Raw genomic sequence first — 19,295 nt, forward strand, 5'->3', positions numbered from 1 at the left:
TTCATAAAGACAATACTATCTTTACTACGAAAAAGATGCTCCAAGACTGTAATTCATGATTATCCCTGTACTGGTTCACACCAACCACCAGCTCTCTGTTACAGTAAGACTAACCACTACTGTGATCTCTTCATTGCACTTTGTTTATTCAAATGTTTTTGAAATTGAATAAGTATGATTCGTATTATAGAACGCTTTTCAAAACACTGTCAACAACTTTTTATATTTTTTTTAAAATTCCACTTCCGCCCTACATTTCTTCTTGTAAATTCTCCATAACAATTCCGATGCGAATTATCTCATTATCTATTGCATTTAATACATATTTTTCTACTCCATACTGGATTAATATTTCTTTTATTTGAATGATTTCAGTTTCAAGTAAATCGGCTTCTTGAAGCGTTTGTAGTAAAGTGAAAAATACATTTGCATACAATTCTTTATACATTTTTATACTCTCTGTCTTTTCAAGTATTTCATTAAACAACTGTTTTAACTCCGTTTGATTCCCTTTTCCAACCAAACCTGAAAATGTTTTTATTATAGATAATCCTCTTTCTACTATTTCATCCATAAATAAAATAATACGCAAAAGCATTACATATTCTCTAGCTGTGATTTCACCCATTTTCGGTCGCTCTCGCAAAAATACACTGAGCCAAGATGTCCAAAATTTTTGTTGTTCTTTTGCACTTAACGTTTTGACGTAATAGCATAAAAACTGCATAAATTTAATTTTATTTTCTTCATTTTCTTGTATAAGTAACGGGTATAACCAATCTGTTTTTTGCTCCCAATACAGTACACATTTAATAAATACAAAACTGAGCCATTTCAAGAAAGCTTCCCTCGTATGCGGATGTAATACTTCCAAATGTTCTACTGCATACTTAATAAATCGTTTCATTTCTGTAAATAAAGGTAAATTGATTTGCGTGTAACATAAGCCTGCCCATGCATATTTCGTAATCTCATTTTCTTTCTTTAAATCTAAGCATGGCAACAAATATTTTCGGCACCATTGCTTCTCAATATGATAAAGAAATGTAACATCTGCTACTAAACGAGCTAACATAAAATTTGTCCGTACTTTACTAACTCTTACTTGTTCTTCAAATAAAAATAAATATTCATATACATTACGATCGTATAAATGATCATATGATAACAGTTTTAATAATACAGCTGTCATTTTTCCAACAGGATGTTGAATCGATTCATTGTAAAAGTCTTGTTTTCCAAGCTTAAAATCTGTATCACTTTTCATTACTTGAGGGAATACCGAAAAAGCAAAAAGTTTCAAATTACGTATACTATTTTCCTCTAACTCTTCTAATCGATTACTAATTTCATATAGAAAGCTACTAATTAACCAATGAAAAGCAGTATTTCTAACAAATTTCTGTAATAGCGGAATTACTTTTTGGATTTGTTCATTTGTCAATCCTCGGTTATTTCGCCACTCTCTAATACAAACAAACCATACTTCATTACTTATTTCTTGCATACCAACTAATTGATAGGCAAATGAAATACTCCATTCTGTATTCAACTTACATGCTTTCGATAACATCTCTAAAAAATGGCGTTGTTCAAAAACACCATCTTGAGAAAATTGACGAACTTGCTTCATAATTTCATCATCTTTCAACTGCAATAATCCATCAGCAGTTACATTACAAGTAATACTTTGATCTGCCGTCTCTTTCTTTTGTACACTATATCGATCAGAATGAAAGTGAGGATGTTTTTGCTTCATTAACTCATAACCTTTTGCTGTAGATGGACTATTCGAATCACAAGTGAATAATAAATCTAAAACTAAACAAGCATCAAATGCTCTCTCCTCTGCAAGGTCCTTCAATACAATTTGAATAACCTCTTCCTTTGTTTTTTCTAAAGAGTGTGCGAAATGATTTTTTATAAGTTGAAAAACTTCGTGTTTATACGTGACATCTAAAAGAAGTCCTTCCTGTAACAACCATTTCATTTTGGCATCGGCGCTAACGAATATATTTTTATTCATCGCATCAATTGCAATTCGGTTCTGAAGCATGCTGTTTGCTTCTATCATTTCTGTAATATAATAATTTGCTTTTTTTTCATTATTTTCACACAAATAAGCTAAACACTCTTTTACAATTTGAATTAAAAATGCAAGATCATTTTGCTGAAACTCTTTTTCAACATTTTCCTTATCCTTTTTTTTCAGTGCCGTTTGTCGTAGTGATAACATTCGCATCTTCTCTATTCCCATCATCATAATTGGTACGGCGTAATAGGAAATATGAGGTTTCATCTTCTCATTCCAAATTTGCTCCACATAAGAAAATGTAGACACTGGTAAACGACTCGATTCCTCAAGTTCTATTGATTCTTGCGTATCATTTCCCCATTTTCTTTCCCGCTTCAATTTCAGTTTTCCGTCCAAAATAAACGTTAGTAATAATAAAGCAATTTCTTTATGCTCAGGAAAAGAACATTTTTGCAGTAAGCAAGAAATTTTTTCAATAGATTTACTATCTTTTTCAGCTGTTTCTAATAAAAGAAATGTCCATCTTGCAAACAACAACGGGTCCATTTTAATTTTCGTTTCGTTTAAGTAGCTACAAATTGTTCTCCATAATAACGGAGATATTTTAGAATGATTTTTAAAAATTAATTGAAATAATTCTTTTTGATGACTAAAAAGAAATTGTTCCACCAACCATTCTGCAAGTAATTCATCTACCTCATTATCGTTTGATGTAACTAAAAATAAATTTTGTAATTTCCCTTCTGCTTCAAGCCATTTCACCCATTCATAATCATGAGCAAATTCAACAAAGTAGCGGACTGTTTCAATTTTTTTTATGGATTGTTTTATGTATGATAATTGTTCCTGCTCTACTGACGGTGGAACTGTTACTATGTCACGAATTCGCATTCGTTTTGTAATATAATTATCTCCCATTAATTCTGCCCATCGCTTCACTGCTTTAACAAGAGATTGATGATTATTACCTTTATTCGGGTATACAATCGGCCGTATTCCTAAATGCTCCCAATGGTACGTATTTTCCCCTTGTGCAACAAATGCATAACGCCTTGTACTTGGCGGTAAACCAGTAGCCAAATATTTCATTACTGGGTCATTATGGCTATATCCAACGAATAAAACAGTATAATTCGAGAATAAATCAACTAAAAACCTTCTTGCCCAGCCTTCGGTCAAGTAAGCCCTTCCAAAATCACCATCTGTTAAAATTAAAGCTTCTTTCTCTTGTTCTATATTGCCATGTATGTAAGCGAGTCCTTTAAACGCTCTACCTGTAGGTAACGCAGGTGCGTAATATACGTTTAATTCTCTATTCATTTCTTTCATCGCAGTTGTAAAATGCCGATCAAAATTTGTCGTGACAATGCGGACTTCCGTATCTAAAGGAAACAACCTCGGAATCGCATAATGAAGCGGATTCGGCTTTGATTTTTCAATATGAACTAAATCTCTTGCAACTTGATGTATATCTTTTGTTTTCGCAATTTTACCAAGATAATAATCATGAGGTTCTGTTATTTCACGCGTTTCTACATATAACGTTTTCGCAATCTCATCAACTAGATCATCAAAATTCGGTAAGTTTGATTTCCCTTTCATAGAAACTCCCGCTCCAACAAATAGTACTAACTTTCCTTGTTCAAGATGATCAATTAACTCCTCTGGAATTTCTACTTCTGAAGTAATCCACATCATGGATTCCCCCTTACCTAAAAATGTCATATACTCTCATTTTACTATAACATTTTTTCTTTGTTTTTTTAATATTTAGACAAAAAACGAACATGAAAAAGTTTTATGTAAATATATTCGTTACAATGTATGAACTCCTAAATTTATTGTAAAACTATGTATAAATCGGAGGTGTAAATATTGAATGGTTTTACTGTAGTACTTATCAAATTTATATCGTGCATTATCGCATTTAGTATTGGACTCGCTTTATTTTTCCCTGCAACGTTCGTCCAAATTATTTCATTTAGTCTCTTTGTTACAATCGTTTCCTATATGTTCGTCGATAAAATCATATTAAACCGAATAGGCAATACCGGTGCCATTATGTCGGATTTCTTACTAACGTATTTAAGCGTATGGATTTTCGGTAATATTTTATTAGACAATTACATGCAAATTGCATGGGGGAGTTTCCTTTCCGCTACTGTCTTTACATTATCTGAAGTAATCGTTCATCGCTTTTCTAACTCACACACAAGGCACAACAACGATAACATTCATATTAATCGCCGCTTTGCATATGGTACGGAATTTGCTGAAGAACAGAATGTATTGGATAAAGATAAGAAGAAATAACATTTTGATGCAGGAGCGCCCTTTTTAATTATGTGGTGTTCCTTTTGTGTATTTTCATTATGGTATGTGAAATTATACGAACAATTTTTTTAATATATCTTATAATAAAAAACTGCCTCTTATTTAGAGGCAGTCACTTTCAAATCTTTTAACGCAACAACATTAGCAAACGCTCCAAACACTACATTATGATGCTTTACAATGTCTTCCGCACGTAACACGTCTGTATGAAACGTACTATGTGCATCACTCACTAACGTTACTTTATAACCTTCACTAAACGCTCTTCGCGTTGTCGTATCCACACAGTACTCTGTTTGCATTCCTGAAATAATAACGTGTTCAATGCCTTTTTCTTGTAATACTTCGTTTAAGTTTGTCTTATGGAAAGAATCTGGCGTCGTCTTTTCAACGATACGATCCCCTTTTTGCGGAGCAATCGCCTCATGCACTTTCCAGCCCTCTGTACCTTTTTCTAACGGATGATCTTTTGGTCCGTTATGTTGTACATAAATAACTGGAATATCATTTGAACGACATTCCCCAATAAGCTCTTGCAATATTTCTAAAAACTTTTCCCCGTTATGTACTGGCATTCCCGCTGTATACATACCTGCTTGCACATCAATTACTAATAAAGCTTTTTTCATTTCGCGCAGCTCCCTTTGTTTGTATTCTATCATCCAACAATCTTCTAATTTCCCCTCATACAGCTCATGTTCCTTTAATATCTTCACTTTTTTAAAGCCGCATTTTTCATAACATTTTATCGCACGTTCATTATTTACTTTCGGATCCATTGCGATTGCTTCTGCTCTCGTGTTCTCCATAATATATGTAATTGCTGCCTGAACGAGTTTCGTTCCAATTCCTTTTCCCCAATAAGTCGGCTCTCCGATAAATTGATCCATTCCCCATACATTTTGTGATTCTTCATAGCCATATAATGTTTTCCACTCAGAATCAATTGGGTACATTTGTATGTAACCAATTGGAACAGCATCAAACGCTATTAAACATCTTTTTTCATGACTATTTGGATTATGTATAAAATGATTCAGTACCATTTCTACAGATTGCGGATTATCGCGTCCTTCGTAATACCGCAAGACTTCTGGGTCTGTTAACCATTTTGAAATGATTGGTGCATCCTCTTCTATTACGTATCTAATCGATATATTATCTTTTTGAAATAGCATATAATACCTCTTTTTAATTATTTATATTTTTTCTTGTTGTGACATCATTCATTGCACCTATTAGTGCGTATGGTAACAATGTAATCGCAAAAAATGCTGTAAACACATTAAAATGAGGAATTTCATATGGAGTGAACCATTCCGTAAAAAATTCAGAATGTAAAATTCTATTTAAAAACTCTCCACTTGGCTTAAAATTTGGTGCCCATCCAGTAACCTCACAAATAATAAACAACAATTGAACAATTATAAATGCCCCTAGATAGCGAAACCATGTCCGTTTCCAAATCGGCTTCTCCTTATTTAATTCATGTTCCATCTAGCTCCCACCTTTTTATTTCCATCCTATTAATTATACACTTCCCATGGTTTATTTGTTAAAATTTTCTATATAATCATTCATGCTGGGGGAATTCATTATGTCTAATCCTATCCTTAAATCAACATTAATCATTCTTAGAGGAAACTCCGCAAGTGGTAAAACAACAATCGCAAAGCAACTACAAGAACATTTCGGACAAGGTACACTTTTAGTATCGCAGGATGTTGTACGTAGAGATATGCTTAGCGTACATGATACGATGGGGAACTTATCTCATGATCTACTATTTGAAATTACGAAGTACGGAAAAGGAAAATGTGAGTTTGTTATTTTAGAAGGTATTTTAAACAGTCGAAGATACGGTGAAATGCTGAAAGAATTAATACATTTTTTTGAAGGAAACGCCTACACATATTACTTTGATTTATCATTAAAAGAAACTATTCGACGACATAACACAAGGGAAAAACGGCATGAATTTGGTGAGGATTCCCTACAAAAATGGTATAATCCGCACGATACAATTGAAGTTGCTAGAGAAACTATTTTTACAGATACCTTCACGCAAAAAGATATATTTGATGCGATTCTTACTGATGTTGCGATACAAAAATAAAAGCCAGTCTCAATAAAGAGAACTGACTTCTATCTAGATAACTTTATTTATTAAAGAATTTTAACTTTAACAGTTTGTCTTCCCCAATTCATAGCTTTACTTTTTGAGCCCATTAAAACATCAATACGATTTCCTTTAATAGCACTTCCAGTATCACCAGCAATTGCTTCGCCATAACCTTCTACCCATACTTTAGATCCTAATGGGATTACTTTCGGATCTACTGCGATAATTCTCATATTCGGATTAGCCGTTAAATCATGCCCCATCGCAGTTAAAACACGTCCACCATATGTACCATTTTCACTTGGATCAGCAGTATATGCTGTCGCAACTACCGTTAATTCACGTTTAGCAGACTGTATGTTATTCTTAGACTCTTCTCTTGCTTTTGCTTCTTCCTTAGCCTTTGCTATTTCTCTTGCTTTCTCTTCTTCTTTTGCTTTTGCTATTTCCTTTGCTTTCTCTTCTTCTTTAGCCTTTGCTATTTCCCTTGCTTTCTCTTCTTCTTTAGCCTTTGCTATTTCTCTTGCTTTCTCTTCTTCTTTAGCCTTTGCTATTTCCCTTGCTTCGGCCTCTTCCTTAGCTTTTGCTTCTTCTTGGGCTTTCACGTCTTCTTTAGGCTTTACTATTTCTTGTACTTTCGTTTCTTCCTTAGGCTTTACTATACTTTCACTTCTTCTTTTGGCTTTACTACTTCTTGTACTTTCACTTCTTCTTTTGGCTTTACTACTTCTTGTACTTTCGCTTCTTCTTTTGGCTTTACTACTCCTCTTCCTTAGGCTTTACTACTTCTTGTATTTTCACTTCTTCCTTAGGCTTTACTACTTCTTGTACTTTCACTTCTTCCTTAGGCTTTACTACTTCTTGTACTTTCACTTCTTCTTTAGGCTTTGTTACTTTTTGTACTTTCGCTTCTTCCTTAGGCTTTGCTATCTTTTGTGCTTTAACTTCATCCTTAGCTTTAGCTGTTTTGTGTACTTTCGCTACTTGCTTCGTTTTCTCTTTAGCTGTTTTTTCAACTGGTGCTGTACTTGATAGGAAAGAAACATTAACATAAGCTGTTTTTCCTTTATACTCAAATTGTAACCAACCGTCTTTTACTTGATGCGTTGATTCAATTACATCATTTGTTTTTAGTCTGCCAAGTATTTCTGATTCTGTACTTGCATCAGAACGGACATTTAACAAATTCGCTGTTACATAATACACATCTTTTGTAAACTCCGCACTTACAAACACTTCTTTACCATTTAAATCAATTTTGGACCATCCTTCTTCCGTATGTATAACCTTTAACTTTTCTCCTTCTTTTACTTTTTTGACAACTTTTGATTCAGTAGTCGGTTTTTCACGTACGTTGAGTACATCTGCTGTTACGATTGTTTCTGCGGTAGCAGTTGTAGTAAATGCTCCCAATCCAAAAACAGTTGCTGTTGCTGCGCCAATTATTTTTTTCATATTAGCCTCCATTATTTTTTTGAATTCTATCAAATACTTCCATAAAATTAGGAAAGCATTTGTAACAGTATATTAATACAACTTAATATACTGCTATTAAAACTCCTTACTCCAATACTATCAAATTCTCATTTTTAATTCTATATATTATAAAGTGAAACTTTAATCATTGGGGGTTTTGTTCATCCCCCAATGATTATTAGTTGAACCAATCGGACGTTTACGGACAGTTGATCTCCCACCTAACTTCTTTGCTCCAACTGAATTTTGAGGTGGGAGTTTTACTGTCCGTTAACGCGGGATAAATCTCACTATCTTCTATAAACTCTTCATACTAAATAGTTGTCACAATTCCTGCCAAAAACAAACTTACGATTGCTAAAAATTTTGTGCCGACTATAGCCCCTCTTAAATGAAACTTATAATCTTTATATCCCTTCATGCCTTCTGTACTAGGAATAACAACAAATCTTGGGGTAATCCAGCAAAAGATTAGCCAATCAATTATAAACAAATCTACTAAATTGAAAATCATTAAAATACCAAAAGTATGTAAATAGGCATCAACATATAATAATTTTTCATGTTTATGTAGTATATATGTAGAAACGACAGGCGTACCGAAAAGAATAGCATTATATGCAATATTAAAGTAGATTGTTTGCTTTTTTTCATGAATCGATTTTGGAAAAACTACCTTTTGAATATCTTTCGGATATTCAGTTAACGAAAGACGAGGATTATAATATAAAGATCCTAAAATCATTACAGATAGTACAATAGACATAATGACACCAACGTACATCATTTGCTCAAATGGATTCATATGCTTCATTCACCTTTTTCTTTAATTACTATGCTTCTCCTTTACTTAATTACATATTGTATGCTCACAAATAACCAAAAATTAATAACACCTTTAACACCCAATCAAAATTCTTGCAATGCAAAAACAATTTTTATAAAGTGAAAGCCAAATTAGTTAAGTAAGGATTGGTGAAAACTATGAAAATAGAACATATTGCAATATGGGTAAATGATTTAGAATTAATGCGTTCTTTTTATACAAAGTACTTTAATGGTAAAGCGAACTCTTTATATCATAATAAAGCAAAACAATTTGAATCTTATTTTATTACGTTCGAATCTGGTGCAAGACTTGAAATTATGCGTAAAAAAGGTATAGAAAAAGAGCCTAACCCCAACATAACTGGCTATGCTCATATGGCTTTCTCTGTCGGTAGTGAAGAACGTGTAAATGAATTAACTACAACATTGAAAAATGATGGTTATCCTTTATTAAATGGACCACGTTGCACTGGAGATGGCTATTACGAAAGTGTGATAAGCGATCCTGAAGGTAATCAAATTGAAATTACGATTTAATTTATCTTTTTTCTGAAGAACAAATGAAAATTAGTTTGAAGGAATATTATACAAAAGCTAAATTTGAAGAAACAGATTTTAATTTATATTTCCAACTCGTATTCAATAAAGAAGTAATGGCGCAAATTACCGAACGCGCTATTCCGTTAGATGAAGCGAAAAATGACTTTACAAGGCTGGTAAAGCGCAATGAAAATCATCAACTATTCGGCTCTTATAAAGTATATGATTCTATTACAAATGAGTATATCAATCTTGGACATGTTACGGTAAACGAGGATAATGTTAAAGAGGCTGAAATTGGTTATATGCTTTTGCCAGAGCACTGGGGAAAAAGGTATAGTAGTAGGATTGCAAAGGAACTAATGAATATAGCGAAGCAGACAGATATAAAGGTACTAAAAGCAATTATTGATCCAAATAATATCCCCTCTCGCAAAATTTTAATAAACGTCGGTTTTACCTCTGAAAAAGTTTGTGAGATTGATGGATTGCCTAGGGAGATTTTGAGTATATATATTTAACTAAATAAAAGGCAATACTACTAGTAGTATTGCCTTTTTCTCTTAGCCATGATTTCATGGAATGATGGCTTTTTCTGATTACTATTATTCATAATTAATTGATAGATACATTCTTTTTAACTGACGATCAAGTTACCTATTATACAATAGAAAACATCATATACACTCCAACAACGAAGAATACGGCAAGGGTCTTAATTATCGTAATACCAAATATCTCTTTATAAGCTTCCCGGTGCGTTAATCCTGTAACCGCAAGTAAAGTTATAACTGCTCCGTTATGAGGTAAAGTATCCATCCCTCCTGCCGCCATTGCAATTACACGATGCAGCACATCTAACGGAATATCAAAGTTCGCTGCCGCTTCAATATATTTTTCAGCCATTAAACCTAATGTAATACTCATTCCACCCGATCCTGATCCCGTCAGCCCGCATAATATATTCGTCATGACCGCTCCGCTAATTAATGGATTTGAGAAAGTCCCCGTTAAATAGTTTTGAATCATGACAAATCCAGGTAAAGCTGCTATAACGGCACCAAATCCATACTCGGCTGCAGTGTTCATAGCTGCTAAGATTGAACCACTCACACCAACGCTTGTAATTGATTGAAAATGATCTTTTACCGCTTGGAAGTTTAATAATATAGCAGATAATATTCCGATAAGAAGTGCCATTTCCACTGACCAAATCCCCACAACTTGTCCCATATCAATTGTTCCGTACTCCTTCAAACCTATGGATGCAAAATCAAATCCCTTTGTATACCAAACAGGAATGAATGCTGTAAAGACTTTATTCATCACTCCAACCAGTACAAGCGGAAGAAATGCTATCCAGTAACTAATTGGAATTACATCGCCCGAAGCAATCGGATTTTGCACCAATTGCGCGCTAGTTGTAGCAGCCATCTCAGAAGTAGCATCGCCTTTTCCGAAGTACCCCTCCCCCTTAGCAGCAGCCTTCTTCCTACATCTTTCCAAATACAACATACCACATATGAAGATAAACAGTGCTCCTATAATTCCTAATGTAGGAGCGGCATAAATATCTGTTTTAAAGAACGTAGTTGGAATAACATTTTGAATTTGAGGCGATCCAGGAAGTGAATCCATCGAAAACGTAAATGCGCTGAATGCGATTGTTGCAGGAATGAGACGTTTCGGAATATCCGCCTCACGAAATAATTGCGCCGCAAATGGATAAATCGCAAATACTGCGACAAATAAACTGACACCACTGTATGTAAGAATCGCTCCCATTAATACGATGGAAAGAATTGCTCTTTTCACGCCTATAAAACGGATAATAATTTTCGCGATTTTTTCTGCTATTCCAGTGATTTCTACCACTTTACCAAATATCGCTCCAAGCAAAAAGACAGGAAAATATAATTTTATAAATCCGACCATCTTCGCCATAAAAACATTAGAAAAGAATGGTAAAACATTTGCCGGTTCTGTTAAAAACACAGCGAGCAACGCACATAACGGAGCGAATAAAATGACTGAGAATCCTCGGTAAGCAACAAAAATAAGCAAGCCAAGCGCTAACAATACAATCAATAAATCCATAACTCCAATCCCCCTCAATAATATGGATTTTTTAACTTTGTATACTTTTCTGTTTGTATATATTTTGGTAATGCCTGCCGGAGGCAGGCATTACTTTTTTGCATATTATAGTTATAGCTTTTTATTTATGATGAAAGATTGGTGCCCTCTTTTCTATAAAGGCCTCCACTCCCTCTCTTACATCACTTGTTTGAAACACATGTCCGAAATTCTCAGCTTCTATTTTTAATCCTTCCTCAAGAGAAGCAGATAATCCCTTATTGATAGATTGCTTCATCAAGGATAAAGCAGGAAGAGAAAACCGAGCCATCTTCACAGCTAGTTCCTTCGCCTTATTCAGCGATTCGCCACGCGGAACAACATGATTCACCAAACCAACTCGCCAAGCTACTTCGGCAGTGAGTGGTTCACCAGTAAACATCATTTCTTTCGCACTTGCAGTTCCAATTAATCGCGGTAAACGTTGCGTTCCTCCTGCACCTGGAAACAAACCTAACTTCACTTCTGGAAGCCCGATTTGGGCGTGTTCTTCTATAATCCGTAAATCACATGATAAAGCTAATTCACACCCGCCCCCAAGCGCTAATCCGTTAATAGCAGCAATTACAGGCTTGGGCAATCTTTCTATTTTATTTAACGGATTCTGAAGCCACATTGATTTTCCCTCTGCATATTCACTCCCTTTTCCAATCCATTCCGGAAACGACTTAATGTCTCCTCCTGCAACGAAAACCTTTTCTCCAGCTCCAGTTAGAAGTACAACAATTACTTCATCATCCTGTTCTATTTCACCGACCACTACCGTCAGTTGATCTATCACAACACTGCTCAGTACATTCACAGGAGGATTATCAATGATAATCGTTGCGACTCCATTTTCTTTGGACCATGTAACAACCCGCTTATTTTCCAATTCAATCCCTTCTTTCTAATATGTAATAAAGTAAAATCAGCACATCAACTCGTTCTTTTAATTACATAACTGGCCTGTTCGCGATCCCAAGCGCTACCAATCCCTTCCTCCTTCAGCTTGAACTTTTGGATCCGTTCCGTCGCTGTTTTTGGGAAGGTTTCACTGAACTGAACATATCGAGGTACCATAAAATAAGCCATACGTTCTTGACACCAATCTATAATCTCTTCATGGGACATCGTTTCATCTTTCTTTACAATCACATATAATTTAACATCCTCCTCTCCCACTTCTGATGGGACACCGATGGCCGCCGATTCAAGTACTTTCGGGTGATTATTCACAACTTTTTCGATTTCCCAAGAGGAGATATTTTCACCACGTCTTCGGATACACTGTTTAATTCGATCACAAAAATATAAGTAACCCTCCTCATCTAGATAACCTCGATCTCCTGTATGGAACCATCCCTCCTTCATTGCCTCCTCTGTTTTATCAAACATTTTATAATAACCTTCCATGAATGCTTGTCTCTGTAAGGAACGAATAAAAATCTCTCCAATTTCACCAGTCCGTGCTTCATTTCCATCCTCATTAACAATCTTCGTCTCTACGTAAGAATATGGTTTTCCTATAGAAGGTGGCTTATTGGCATACAATGGATTCGTTACACAAAAACCCGTTGTTTCCGTTAATCCGTAACCTTCTACAATCCGAACGCCAAACCTCTCCTCAAACGGCTTCCAAAATTCCTTAGGCGTAGCAGCACAAGCTGTCACCCTTACTAAATTTTCATTATCATCTTCCTTTTCCGGCTGCTTACAGAGAATAGGAATCATAGATCCTAAAGAATTAAAAATGGTTGCGCCATGACTGCGAATTTCATACCAAAATCTAGAAGCACTAAACCGCTTACCTAGAGCAATCGTAGCATTGGAAGAAATGGATCCAAGTACTGTATGGGCCTGGGCGTTTATATGAAATAACGGAAGCGCTGTAAATAAGACATCTTTTGAACTTGCGCCAACCATATAGTTGGCAAATGACTGCGCAGAATTTACATAAGCAGAATGACTTAACATAACCCCTTTAGGTAAACCAGTCGTCCCAGAGGTATAGAGGATACTGTTAATAGAAGTGGAGGAAACAAATGCAGTTGGAAGGTGATGATTATTTGTATTTAGTACATCTTTCAATTCGATTACTAACCACTCTTTGCCATCACCTGCAATGACTACGTTTTCATTTTTTCCGTAAGCAACAATTTGAATGTCCCTATGTATAAATGACAAACAAGAGGCAATTTGAGGAACAAATTCCTTATCAACGATAATTAACTTACAATCAGAGTGAGATATAATATACTGCAAGCCTTCTCCTTTTAAATGCACATTCAGAGGCACCGCAATTGCTCCCATAAAAGATAAAGCAAACCATACATCCAGATATTCAGGAGTGTTATGAAGCATAATACAAACTTTGTCTCCTTTTTGAATACCGAGCTCACAAAACCCCGCTATAGCTCTTGTAATTCGATGATAAAGTTCCTCATATGTAACCCTTTGTTCTTCAAATTGTAAATATACTTTACTTGGTGTTTTTTCGATACTTTGCATAATAAAATGCGGTAAGCTATGATTTTCTAGCATTTAATTCCATCCCCTTCCTACTAAAATCTTTTTTTATTTATATAGCAAGAAACATGCCAAAAATCGACTCATTACCTATTCCCTTATTCCTTCGTAATCTCCCTTACTTTTCTAACCTCATATGTCGCATTTGCGCTACAAACATTAGCAACCATGTCGCATCTATAAGAAAATGTCGCAAAAAAGAGACAGTGTTTATTACTACAAACAAAAAAAGGGCCTATTTGCCCTTTACTTTCCTTCACGATATTTCGTATTTCTCTATTTTTCGATATAAGCTGGCCCGATGAATTCCTAAAAGCTCAGCTGCCTCTTTTACATTTCCAACTGTTTTTTCCAAAGCTCTCGTAATCGCACGTTTTTCAGCGGATTCCACTTCCGCCTTCAGTAAATAACTCATCTCATGGTTCTCATGGCCCATCGTAAATATTTCATGGATTAACTCTTCTTCCAAATCTTTTTTTCGTAAATAGGCAGGAAGATGATGCACTTGAATAATCATTCCTTCTATAACATTCATCGCTCGTTCTAATACATTCTCTAGCTCCCTAATATTCCCTGGCCAATCATGCTCCATAAATAAATCTCTTACTCTCTCATCCAATGAAATAACGTTACTACCTAGCTCACCATTCAATTTCTTAATTAAAAATTCCGTTATATGTATCATATCTTCTTTTCTCTCTCGCAACGGAGGGATATCAATTTCAAACACATTCAGCCTATAATATAAATCCTCCCTGAACTCCCCACTTTGCACCATTTCACGGAGATTTCGATGTGTAGCCGCAATGAAACGGACATCAATCTTTTGAATTTTTGTACCTCCAATTCTTTCAATCTCTTTCTCTTGCAATACACGAAGCAACTTCACCTGCATGTCCAATGACATATCACCAATTTCATCTAAAAACAATGTTCCCTTATGAGCTAACTCAATCTTCCCAGGCTTACCGCCTTTTTTTGCTCCTGTAAAAGCCCCTTCTTCGTATCCAAACAATTCAGCCTCCAAAAGATCCCTCGGAATCGCAGCACAATTCAATCGAATAAATGTGCCACTAGCACGCGGACTTGCACGATGTACCGCATGTGCAAAGAGCTCTTTTCCTGTACCACTTTCTCCTCTTATCAAAACGGTAGACCGACTTTTAGAAACCTTTAAAGCCATCATTTTGACTTCTTTCATTTTTGCACTCTCTCCTATAATGCTTTGAAAGGAAAGTCGCCTTTCTTGCAGCCGCTGTAATTCAGTTTGATAGTAAGATAACTTTGATTCCATTTCACTAATTTGATCTCCCAAAGCTTTAAACTGCTGGATATCATGAAACATAATTTTACCAATTGCTCCAATAATCTTGCCTTCCTTGATAATAGGTATGCGCGTTGCGATTATATTCCGATTACTTATACGCTGGATATGCCCAATTTCCATCTGTCCCGTCTTTACGATAATATGCATCCTCGTATTCTCAACAACCTCCGTACAATGCTTACCAATCGCTTCCTTCGGATCATCAATCCCTAAAAATTGTGCATAAGAACCACTTAAAAAATTGACAATTCCTTGTTCATTTACCCCTAGAATGCATTCAGACAGTAAATTTAGGGCACTTTCATATCGACTTATGATGCTTTCCAAAGACTGTATACTTTTCCCCTTACTTTCCAGAATGGCAATTGATCCGTATTCTGTCTCATTCCGATATACACGGGATTCATTCACAATTAAAACTTGGTTGCCACTCCTACATTCATACCTGTACAAACTATCCTTTTGATTCACTACTAACTTTTTACGATCAGGAATAATCGTTGATATATGCTCACCTATTATTTCATTTTCTTTTTTCTGTAGCATGCTACAGAATAGTTTGTTGCTATATGTGATGATTCCATCATGACTTATAACAGCAATTCCGTTATTCATTACCTGAAGAGCCTGACTAGTTACCTGCAAATTCATTCGTTCGTCCATATGCATTTGAAAGCCCCCTATCCAATTGCGCTCGTTCTCGCATGTATTATATATTCATTTTAAATATTTACTTTCCCTTGGTTTTTCCATTTGAAGTTATAAATTATTAAACTAGTAATATAGCCCATTAACCAGTGGCTTCTTTTTTTGGCACTAGCAAGAGTTTTATAATCTACTTTCTTTAGCTTCTTTTGAGAGAAGATTATTTCATGGGCTATTTGCAACATGCAGCAGGGACATGTTTAACACTTAATTGGATACATAAAGCAAGTTTAATAAAAATAAAAAACAGTTGACGGATTACCTTCTGTCAACTGTTTTTATTACGAATATTGGTGACGAAACCCATAATTGTTAGGTTTCCTTTAGCATAAAGTTCGGTCTCCAATTTTCCAGCTAAACCATCTCCCATGCCCTTCGGTTTCTCCAACCGTTTCACGATATTCGTTTCCGTTAATATAATAATCAATATGAAGGTCCCGGTCCCACATGTTGTTATATAGGTGGAATACATCACGTTTTGCACCGATTTCTTGGATTTGTTTTTCTAACTTACGTTTTACTTGTTCAGGTATTTGATTTGCGACGTGTGTATGGAAAATACAGATTATAGCATCTTTACTTATTTGTTCGATGATAGATGGCAATAGCTCCACACCGTCTCCTTCTATTAATTGAACAGATTCAGTTTTCACTAAAGATGCTGCTTGGTCAAACATTTCAAGTCTTTCTTTATGCTCTGGCCAAATGAGTGCACGTAGCCACAAATAATCTTCATTACTATGTAAATCATTTACATGTAAATCTAGTCCTATTCTTTCTGCGACAGATGGACTTTCTTTTAGAAAATGAGGCACATTCTCTCCTCTTATTTCAGAAGTTACATGCACATTCGAGTTTATATTTCCGTATGTTACATCTGTTCCATACGAATAGCTATATTGATCCCAGAACAGTTGTAATCCAGAACTTGTCCCAATTTCAATTAACGCTAATGTTTTTTTCACTTTATTAAATATGTAACAAAAACTTGGGTATAAGTACGCACATCGCCTTACTTCATTCGTTTGAACGAGTTTCGTTTGTAATAAAGTAATGATTTCTTCTCGATACGTTTTACAGAAATCTTTAAAATAATCAAAAGCTTGATTTAAATCCGTATTAGCATTTTCAACTAAGCTACTGTAATACATTTTTAAATGATGTTCTTTCCCTGATAGTAATAAATAATGTACAGCACCTAATAATAAGTTTGGGACTGGTTGGCCTACTTGAGCATAGGAAGATAGTGTAAGTACTTCCTCATCTTCAGCAATTTGTATTGATAAGTATTCATATAATTCACTTGACCCTTTACATTCCTTTATTGAAAAATTTCGAAATAAGTTTGCGATTTGCTCTTGTGTACGCATCGGTATCCCTCCTTTTTAATATCACGGAATAATCTTACTATTTAAAGACCAGAAATTCCATAAAAAGGTATCCATTCTACCCACTTTCGTATGCGTAAGCTTTTTCGGGATAATTTCAAACTGTAATTTTTTTCTATTTATCACCTTAAAAGAGCTTGTTAAATAAGATTTTTGGCGAATAAAACGTTAAATAGTTTAAAATTATCAGATAACACTAGATATTTTAGTCTATTAATTATTATAATAGAGTATGAGATGGTTATACAATTGAGACAAAAAAGGTAAATACCTAGGTGGGGCCTAGGCGGTGTTTCTCTTTTACGGCTTAGACATAGAAAACACCTACTCTTTTTTGCCAATATAGGGGATGGAGAGATTATCATGAGCAACATGCAGCAAAAAACAGACGTTATCTTAATTGGTGCAGGAATTATGAGTGCAACGTTAGGCTCATTACTAAAAGAATTAGCACCTGAATGGGAAATTAAAGTTTTTGAAAAACTCGCAAGTGCCGGGGAAGAAAGCTCTAATGAATGGAATAATGCAGGTACAGGGCATTCTGCGCTATGCGAACTGAACTATACTTCCGAAAAATCTGACGGATCTATAGATATTAGTAAGGCTGTAAAAGTGAATGAGCAATTCCAGCTTTCAAGACAATTTTGGGCATATCTTGTAAAAAGTAAATTAATTCGTAATCCACAAGATTTCATTATGCCTCTACCTCATATGAGTTTAGTACAAGGTGAAAAAAATGTTGAGTTTCTAAAAAACCGTTTTGAAGCGCTTTCAAAAAATCCACTGTTTCAAGGTATGGAATTTTCCGATGCTCCTGAAACATTAAAAAAATGGCTTCCACTCATTATGGAAGGACGTACACCTAACGAACCAATGGCTGCAACGAAGATTGATTCTGGAACAGATGTTAACTTCGGTGCATTAACACGTATGTTGTTTGATTACTTACAAACGAAAAATGTCGAGCTAAACTACAAACATAGTGTCGAAAATATTAAACGCACAAAGAATGGTTTGTGGGAAGTAAAAGTACACGATATGAATAGTGGTAAAATTGAGCATCACACTGCAAAATTCGTCTTTATCGGCGGCGGTGGCGGTAGTCTACCTCTACTACAAAAGACTGGTATCCCTGAATCAAAACATATTGGTGGATTCCCTGTAAGTGGACTATTTATGGTATGTAAAAACCAAAAAGTTGTCGAGCAACATCATGCGAAAGTATATGGTAAAGCTAAAGTTGGCGCTCCGCCAATGTCTGTACCTCACCTTGATACGAGATATATAGACAATAAAAAAGCTTTACTATTTGGACCGTTCGCAGGGTTCTCTCCTAAGTTCTTAAAAACTGGCTCAAACCTTGACTTAATTGGTTCTGTAAAACCAAATAACGTCTTAACGATGTTAGCTGCTGGTGTAAAAGAAATGGGATTAACAAAATACTTAATTCAGCAAGTTATGTTATCTCACGAAAAACGTATGGAAGAATTACGCGAATTCATTCCGAACGCGAAAAGTGAAGATTGGGATATTGTAGTTGCTGGGCAACGTGTACAAGTAATTAAAGATACTGATGCTGGCGGTAAAGGTACACTTCAATTCGGTACTGAAGTTGTTAGTGCAGCTGACGGCTCAATCGCTGCATTACTAGGTGCTTCACCAGGTGCCTCTACTGCCGTTCACGTCATGCTTGAAGTATTAGAAAAATGTTTCCCAAGCCGCATGGTAGAATGGGAAGAAAAAATAAAAGAAATGATTCCTTCTTATGGCATTTCACTAACTGAAAATCCAAGATTGTTCCAAGACCTTCACACTTCTACAGGTCGTACGCTTGGATTAAATGAAAAAGAAACGGTTCATAATTAAAGAAGTTATTAAAAAACGTCCGATTTATTC

Annotated in this window: 14 protein-coding genes, 2 pseudogenes and 1 other annotated feature (1 of these 17 running past the window's edge); of the genes and pseudogenes, 5 read left to right on the forward strand and 11 right to left on the reverse strand. The window is 35.2% G+C overall.

What is annotated here, in order from left to right:
- Positions 1–143, reverse strand: a binding site (T-box leader); it reaches 94 nt to the left of the window's first position.
- A 107-nt stretch (positions 144–250) separates the two neighbouring features.
- Positions 251–3,730, reverse strand: a complete 3,480-nt coding sequence (locus tag DM800_RS23690) for a DUF4020 domain-containing protein (protein ID WP_255447039.1) — start codon at positions 3,728–3,730, stop codon at positions 251–253.
- Positions 3,731–3,910: 180 nt separating this feature from the next.
- On the opposite strand from DM800_RS23690, the gene DM800_RS23695 reads away from it, so the two are divergent.
- The gene (locus tag DM800_RS23695; RefSeq protein WP_001013096.1) at positions 3,911–4,348 is read left to right on the forward strand and encodes a YndM family protein; all 438 of its coding nucleotides are present in this window, start codon (positions 3,911–3,913) and stop codon (positions 4,346–4,348) included.
- Positions 4,349–4,467: 119 nt separating this feature from the next.
- Here the strand turns inward: DM800_RS23695 and DM800_RS29740 are convergent, their stop codons facing one another.
- From DM800_RS29740 to DM800_RS23705, 3 genes and pseudogenes are all read right to left on the reverse strand, one after another.
- Positions 4,468–4,998 carry a cysteine hydrolase family protein gene (locus DM800_RS29740; RefSeq protein ID WP_033662720.1) on the reverse strand — a complete coding sequence of 177 codons (531 nt, stop codon included), beginning with the start codon at positions 4,996–4,998 and terminating at the stop codon, positions 4,468–4,470.
- Between the two features lie 15 nt (positions 4,999–5,013).
- Positions 5,014–5,547, reverse strand: a pseudogene (locus tag DM800_RS29745) (GNAT family N-acetyltransferase); the annotation flags it as partial.
- Between the two features lie 13 nt (positions 5,548–5,560).
- Positions 5,561–5,866 (reverse strand): YfzA family protein, encoded by a 306-nt coding sequence (locus DM800_RS23705; RefSeq protein WP_147787719.1) that lies wholly within the window; start codon positions 5,864–5,866, stop codon positions 5,561–5,563.
- A 100-nt stretch (positions 5,867–5,966) separates the two neighbouring features.
- Here DM800_RS23705 and DM800_RS23710 point away from each other — a divergent pair, with 100 nt between their 5' ends.
- The gene (locus DM800_RS23710; protein ID WP_147787720.1) at positions 5,967–6,485 is read left to right on the forward strand and encodes a kinase; all 519 of its coding nucleotides are present in this window, start codon (positions 5,967–5,969) and stop codon (positions 6,483–6,485) included.
- Between the two features lie 50 nt (positions 6,486–6,535).
- On the opposite strand, the pseudogene entB reads toward DM800_RS23710, so the two are convergent.
- Together entB and DM800_RS23720 are read right to left on the reverse strand one after the other, a co-directional pair.
- Positions 6,536–7,946 (reverse strand): annotated as a pseudogene (gene entB / locus DM800_RS23715) (cell wall-binding protein EntB).
- Between the two features lie 334 nt (positions 7,947–8,280).
- Positions 8,281–8,772 (reverse strand): nitroreductase, encoded by a 492-nt coding sequence (locus tag DM800_RS23720; protein ID WP_075307578.1) that lies wholly within the window; start codon positions 8,770–8,772, stop codon positions 8,281–8,283.
- A gap of 179 nt (positions 8,773–8,951) precedes the next feature.
- Here DM800_RS23720 and DM800_RS23725 point away from each other — a divergent pair, with 179 nt between their 5' ends.
- Positions 8,952–9,332: a VOC family protein gene (locus DM800_RS23725; protein WP_147787721.1), complete on the forward strand. Its 381-nt coding sequence runs from the start codon at positions 8,952–8,954 to the stop codon at positions 9,330–9,332.
- 23 nt (positions 9,333–9,355) lie between these two features.
- Positions 9,356–9,856: a GNAT family N-acetyltransferase gene (locus DM800_RS23730; RefSeq protein WP_370512876.1), complete on the forward strand. Its 501-nt coding sequence runs from the start codon at positions 9,356–9,358 to the stop codon at positions 9,854–9,856.
- A gap of 139 nt (positions 9,857–9,995) precedes the next feature.
- On the opposite strand, the gene DM800_RS23735 is transcribed toward DM800_RS23730, so the two are convergent.
- The 5 genes from DM800_RS23735 to DM800_RS23755 all read right to left on the reverse strand — a co-directional run bounded on the left by DM800_RS23735 (position 9,996) and on the right by DM800_RS23755 (position 17,381).
- The gene (locus DM800_RS23735; RefSeq protein ID WP_088063786.1) at positions 9,996–11,432 is read right to left on the reverse strand and encodes a GntP family permease; all 1,437 of its coding nucleotides are present in this window, start codon (positions 11,430–11,432) and stop codon (positions 9,996–9,998) included.
- A gap of 121 nt (positions 11,433–11,553) precedes the next feature.
- Positions 11,554–12,345, reverse strand: coding sequence for an enoyl-CoA hydratase (locus DM800_RS23740; protein WP_147787722.1), 792 nt, complete (start codon positions 12,343–12,345; stop codon positions 11,554–11,556).
- A gap of 44 nt (positions 12,346–12,389) precedes the next feature.
- The gene (locus tag DM800_RS23745) at positions 12,390–13,994 is read right to left on the reverse strand and encodes an ATP-dependent acyl-CoA ligase (RefSeq protein ID WP_147787723.1); all 1,605 of its coding nucleotides are present in this window, start codon (positions 13,992–13,994) and stop codon (positions 12,390–12,392) included.
- 241 nt (positions 13,995–14,235) lie between these two features.
- Positions 14,236–15,975, reverse strand: coding sequence for a sigma 54-interacting transcriptional regulator (locus DM800_RS23750; protein WP_147787724.1), 1,740 nt, complete (start codon positions 15,973–15,975; stop codon positions 14,236–14,238).
- Positions 15,976–16,334: 359 nt separating this feature from the next.
- Positions 16,335–17,381 (reverse strand): DUF2332 domain-containing protein, encoded by a 1,047-nt coding sequence (locus DM800_RS23755; protein WP_147787725.1) that lies wholly within the window; start codon positions 17,379–17,381, stop codon positions 16,335–16,337.
- A gap of 381 nt (positions 17,382–17,762) precedes the next feature.
- On the opposite strand from DM800_RS23755, the gene DM800_RS23760 reads away from it, so the two are divergent.
- Positions 17,763–19,265, forward strand: coding sequence for a malate:quinone oxidoreductase (locus DM800_RS23760; RefSeq protein WP_000069156.1), 1,503 nt, complete (start codon positions 17,763–17,765; stop codon positions 19,263–19,265).
- The last annotated feature ends 30 nt before the right edge of the window (positions 19,266–19,295 follow it).

It is taken from the genome of Bacillus sp. AY18-3, from assembly GCF_008042305.1.
Classification (GTDB): Bacteria; Bacillota; Bacilli; order Bacillales; family Bacillaceae_G; genus Bacillus_A; species Bacillus_A wiedmannii.

What these genes read in the sequence shown, in the direction of transcription:
- DM800_RS23690 (WP_255447039.1), bottom strand. Translation starts at nt 3,730, where the DNA reads ATGTGGATTACTTCAGAAGTAGAAATTCCAGAGGAGTTAATTGATCAT.
- DM800_RS29740 (WP_033662720.1), bottom strand. Translation starts at nt 4,998, where the DNA reads ATGAAAAAAGCTTTATTAGTAATTGATGTGCAAGCAGGTATGTATACA.
- DM800_RS23705 (WP_147787719.1), bottom strand. Translation starts at nt 5,866, where the DNA reads ATGGAACATGAATTAAATAAGGAGAAGCCGATTTGGAAACGGACATGG.
- DM800_RS23710 (WP_147787720.1), top strand. Translation starts at nt 5,967, where the DNA reads ATGTCTAATCCTATCCTTAAATCAACATTAATCATTCTTAGAGGAAAC.
- DM800_RS23720 (WP_075307578.1), bottom strand. Translation starts at nt 8,772, where the DNA reads ATGAATCCATTTGAGCAAATGATGTACGTTGGTGTCATTATGTCTATT.
- DM800_RS23725 (WP_147787721.1), top strand. Translation starts at nt 8,952, where the DNA reads ATGAAAATAGAACATATTGCAATATGGGTAAATGATTTAGAATTAATG.
- DM800_RS23730 (WP_370512876.1), top strand. Translation starts at nt 9,356, where the DNA reads ATGAAAATTAGTTTGAAGGAATATTATACAAAAGCTAAATTTGAAGAA.
- DM800_RS23735 (WP_088063786.1), bottom strand. Translation starts at nt 11,432, where the DNA reads ATGGATTTATTGATTGTATTGTTAGCGCTTGGCTTGCTTATTTTTGTT.
- DM800_RS23745 (WP_147787723.1), bottom strand. Translation starts at nt 13,994, where the DNA reads ATGCTAGAAAATCATAGCTTACCGCATTTTATTATGCAAAGTATCGAA.
- DM800_RS23750 (WP_147787724.1), bottom strand. Translation starts at nt 15,975, where the DNA reads ATGCATATGGACGAACGAATGAATTTGCAGGTAACTAGTCAGGCTCTT.
- DM800_RS23755 (WP_147787725.1), bottom strand. Translation starts at nt 17,381, where the DNA reads ATGCGTACACAAGAGCAAATCGCAAACTTATTTCGAAATTTTTCAATA.
- DM800_RS23760 (WP_000069156.1), top strand. Translation starts at nt 17,763, where the DNA reads ATGAGCAACATGCAGCAAAAAACAGACGTTATCTTAATTGGTGCAGGA.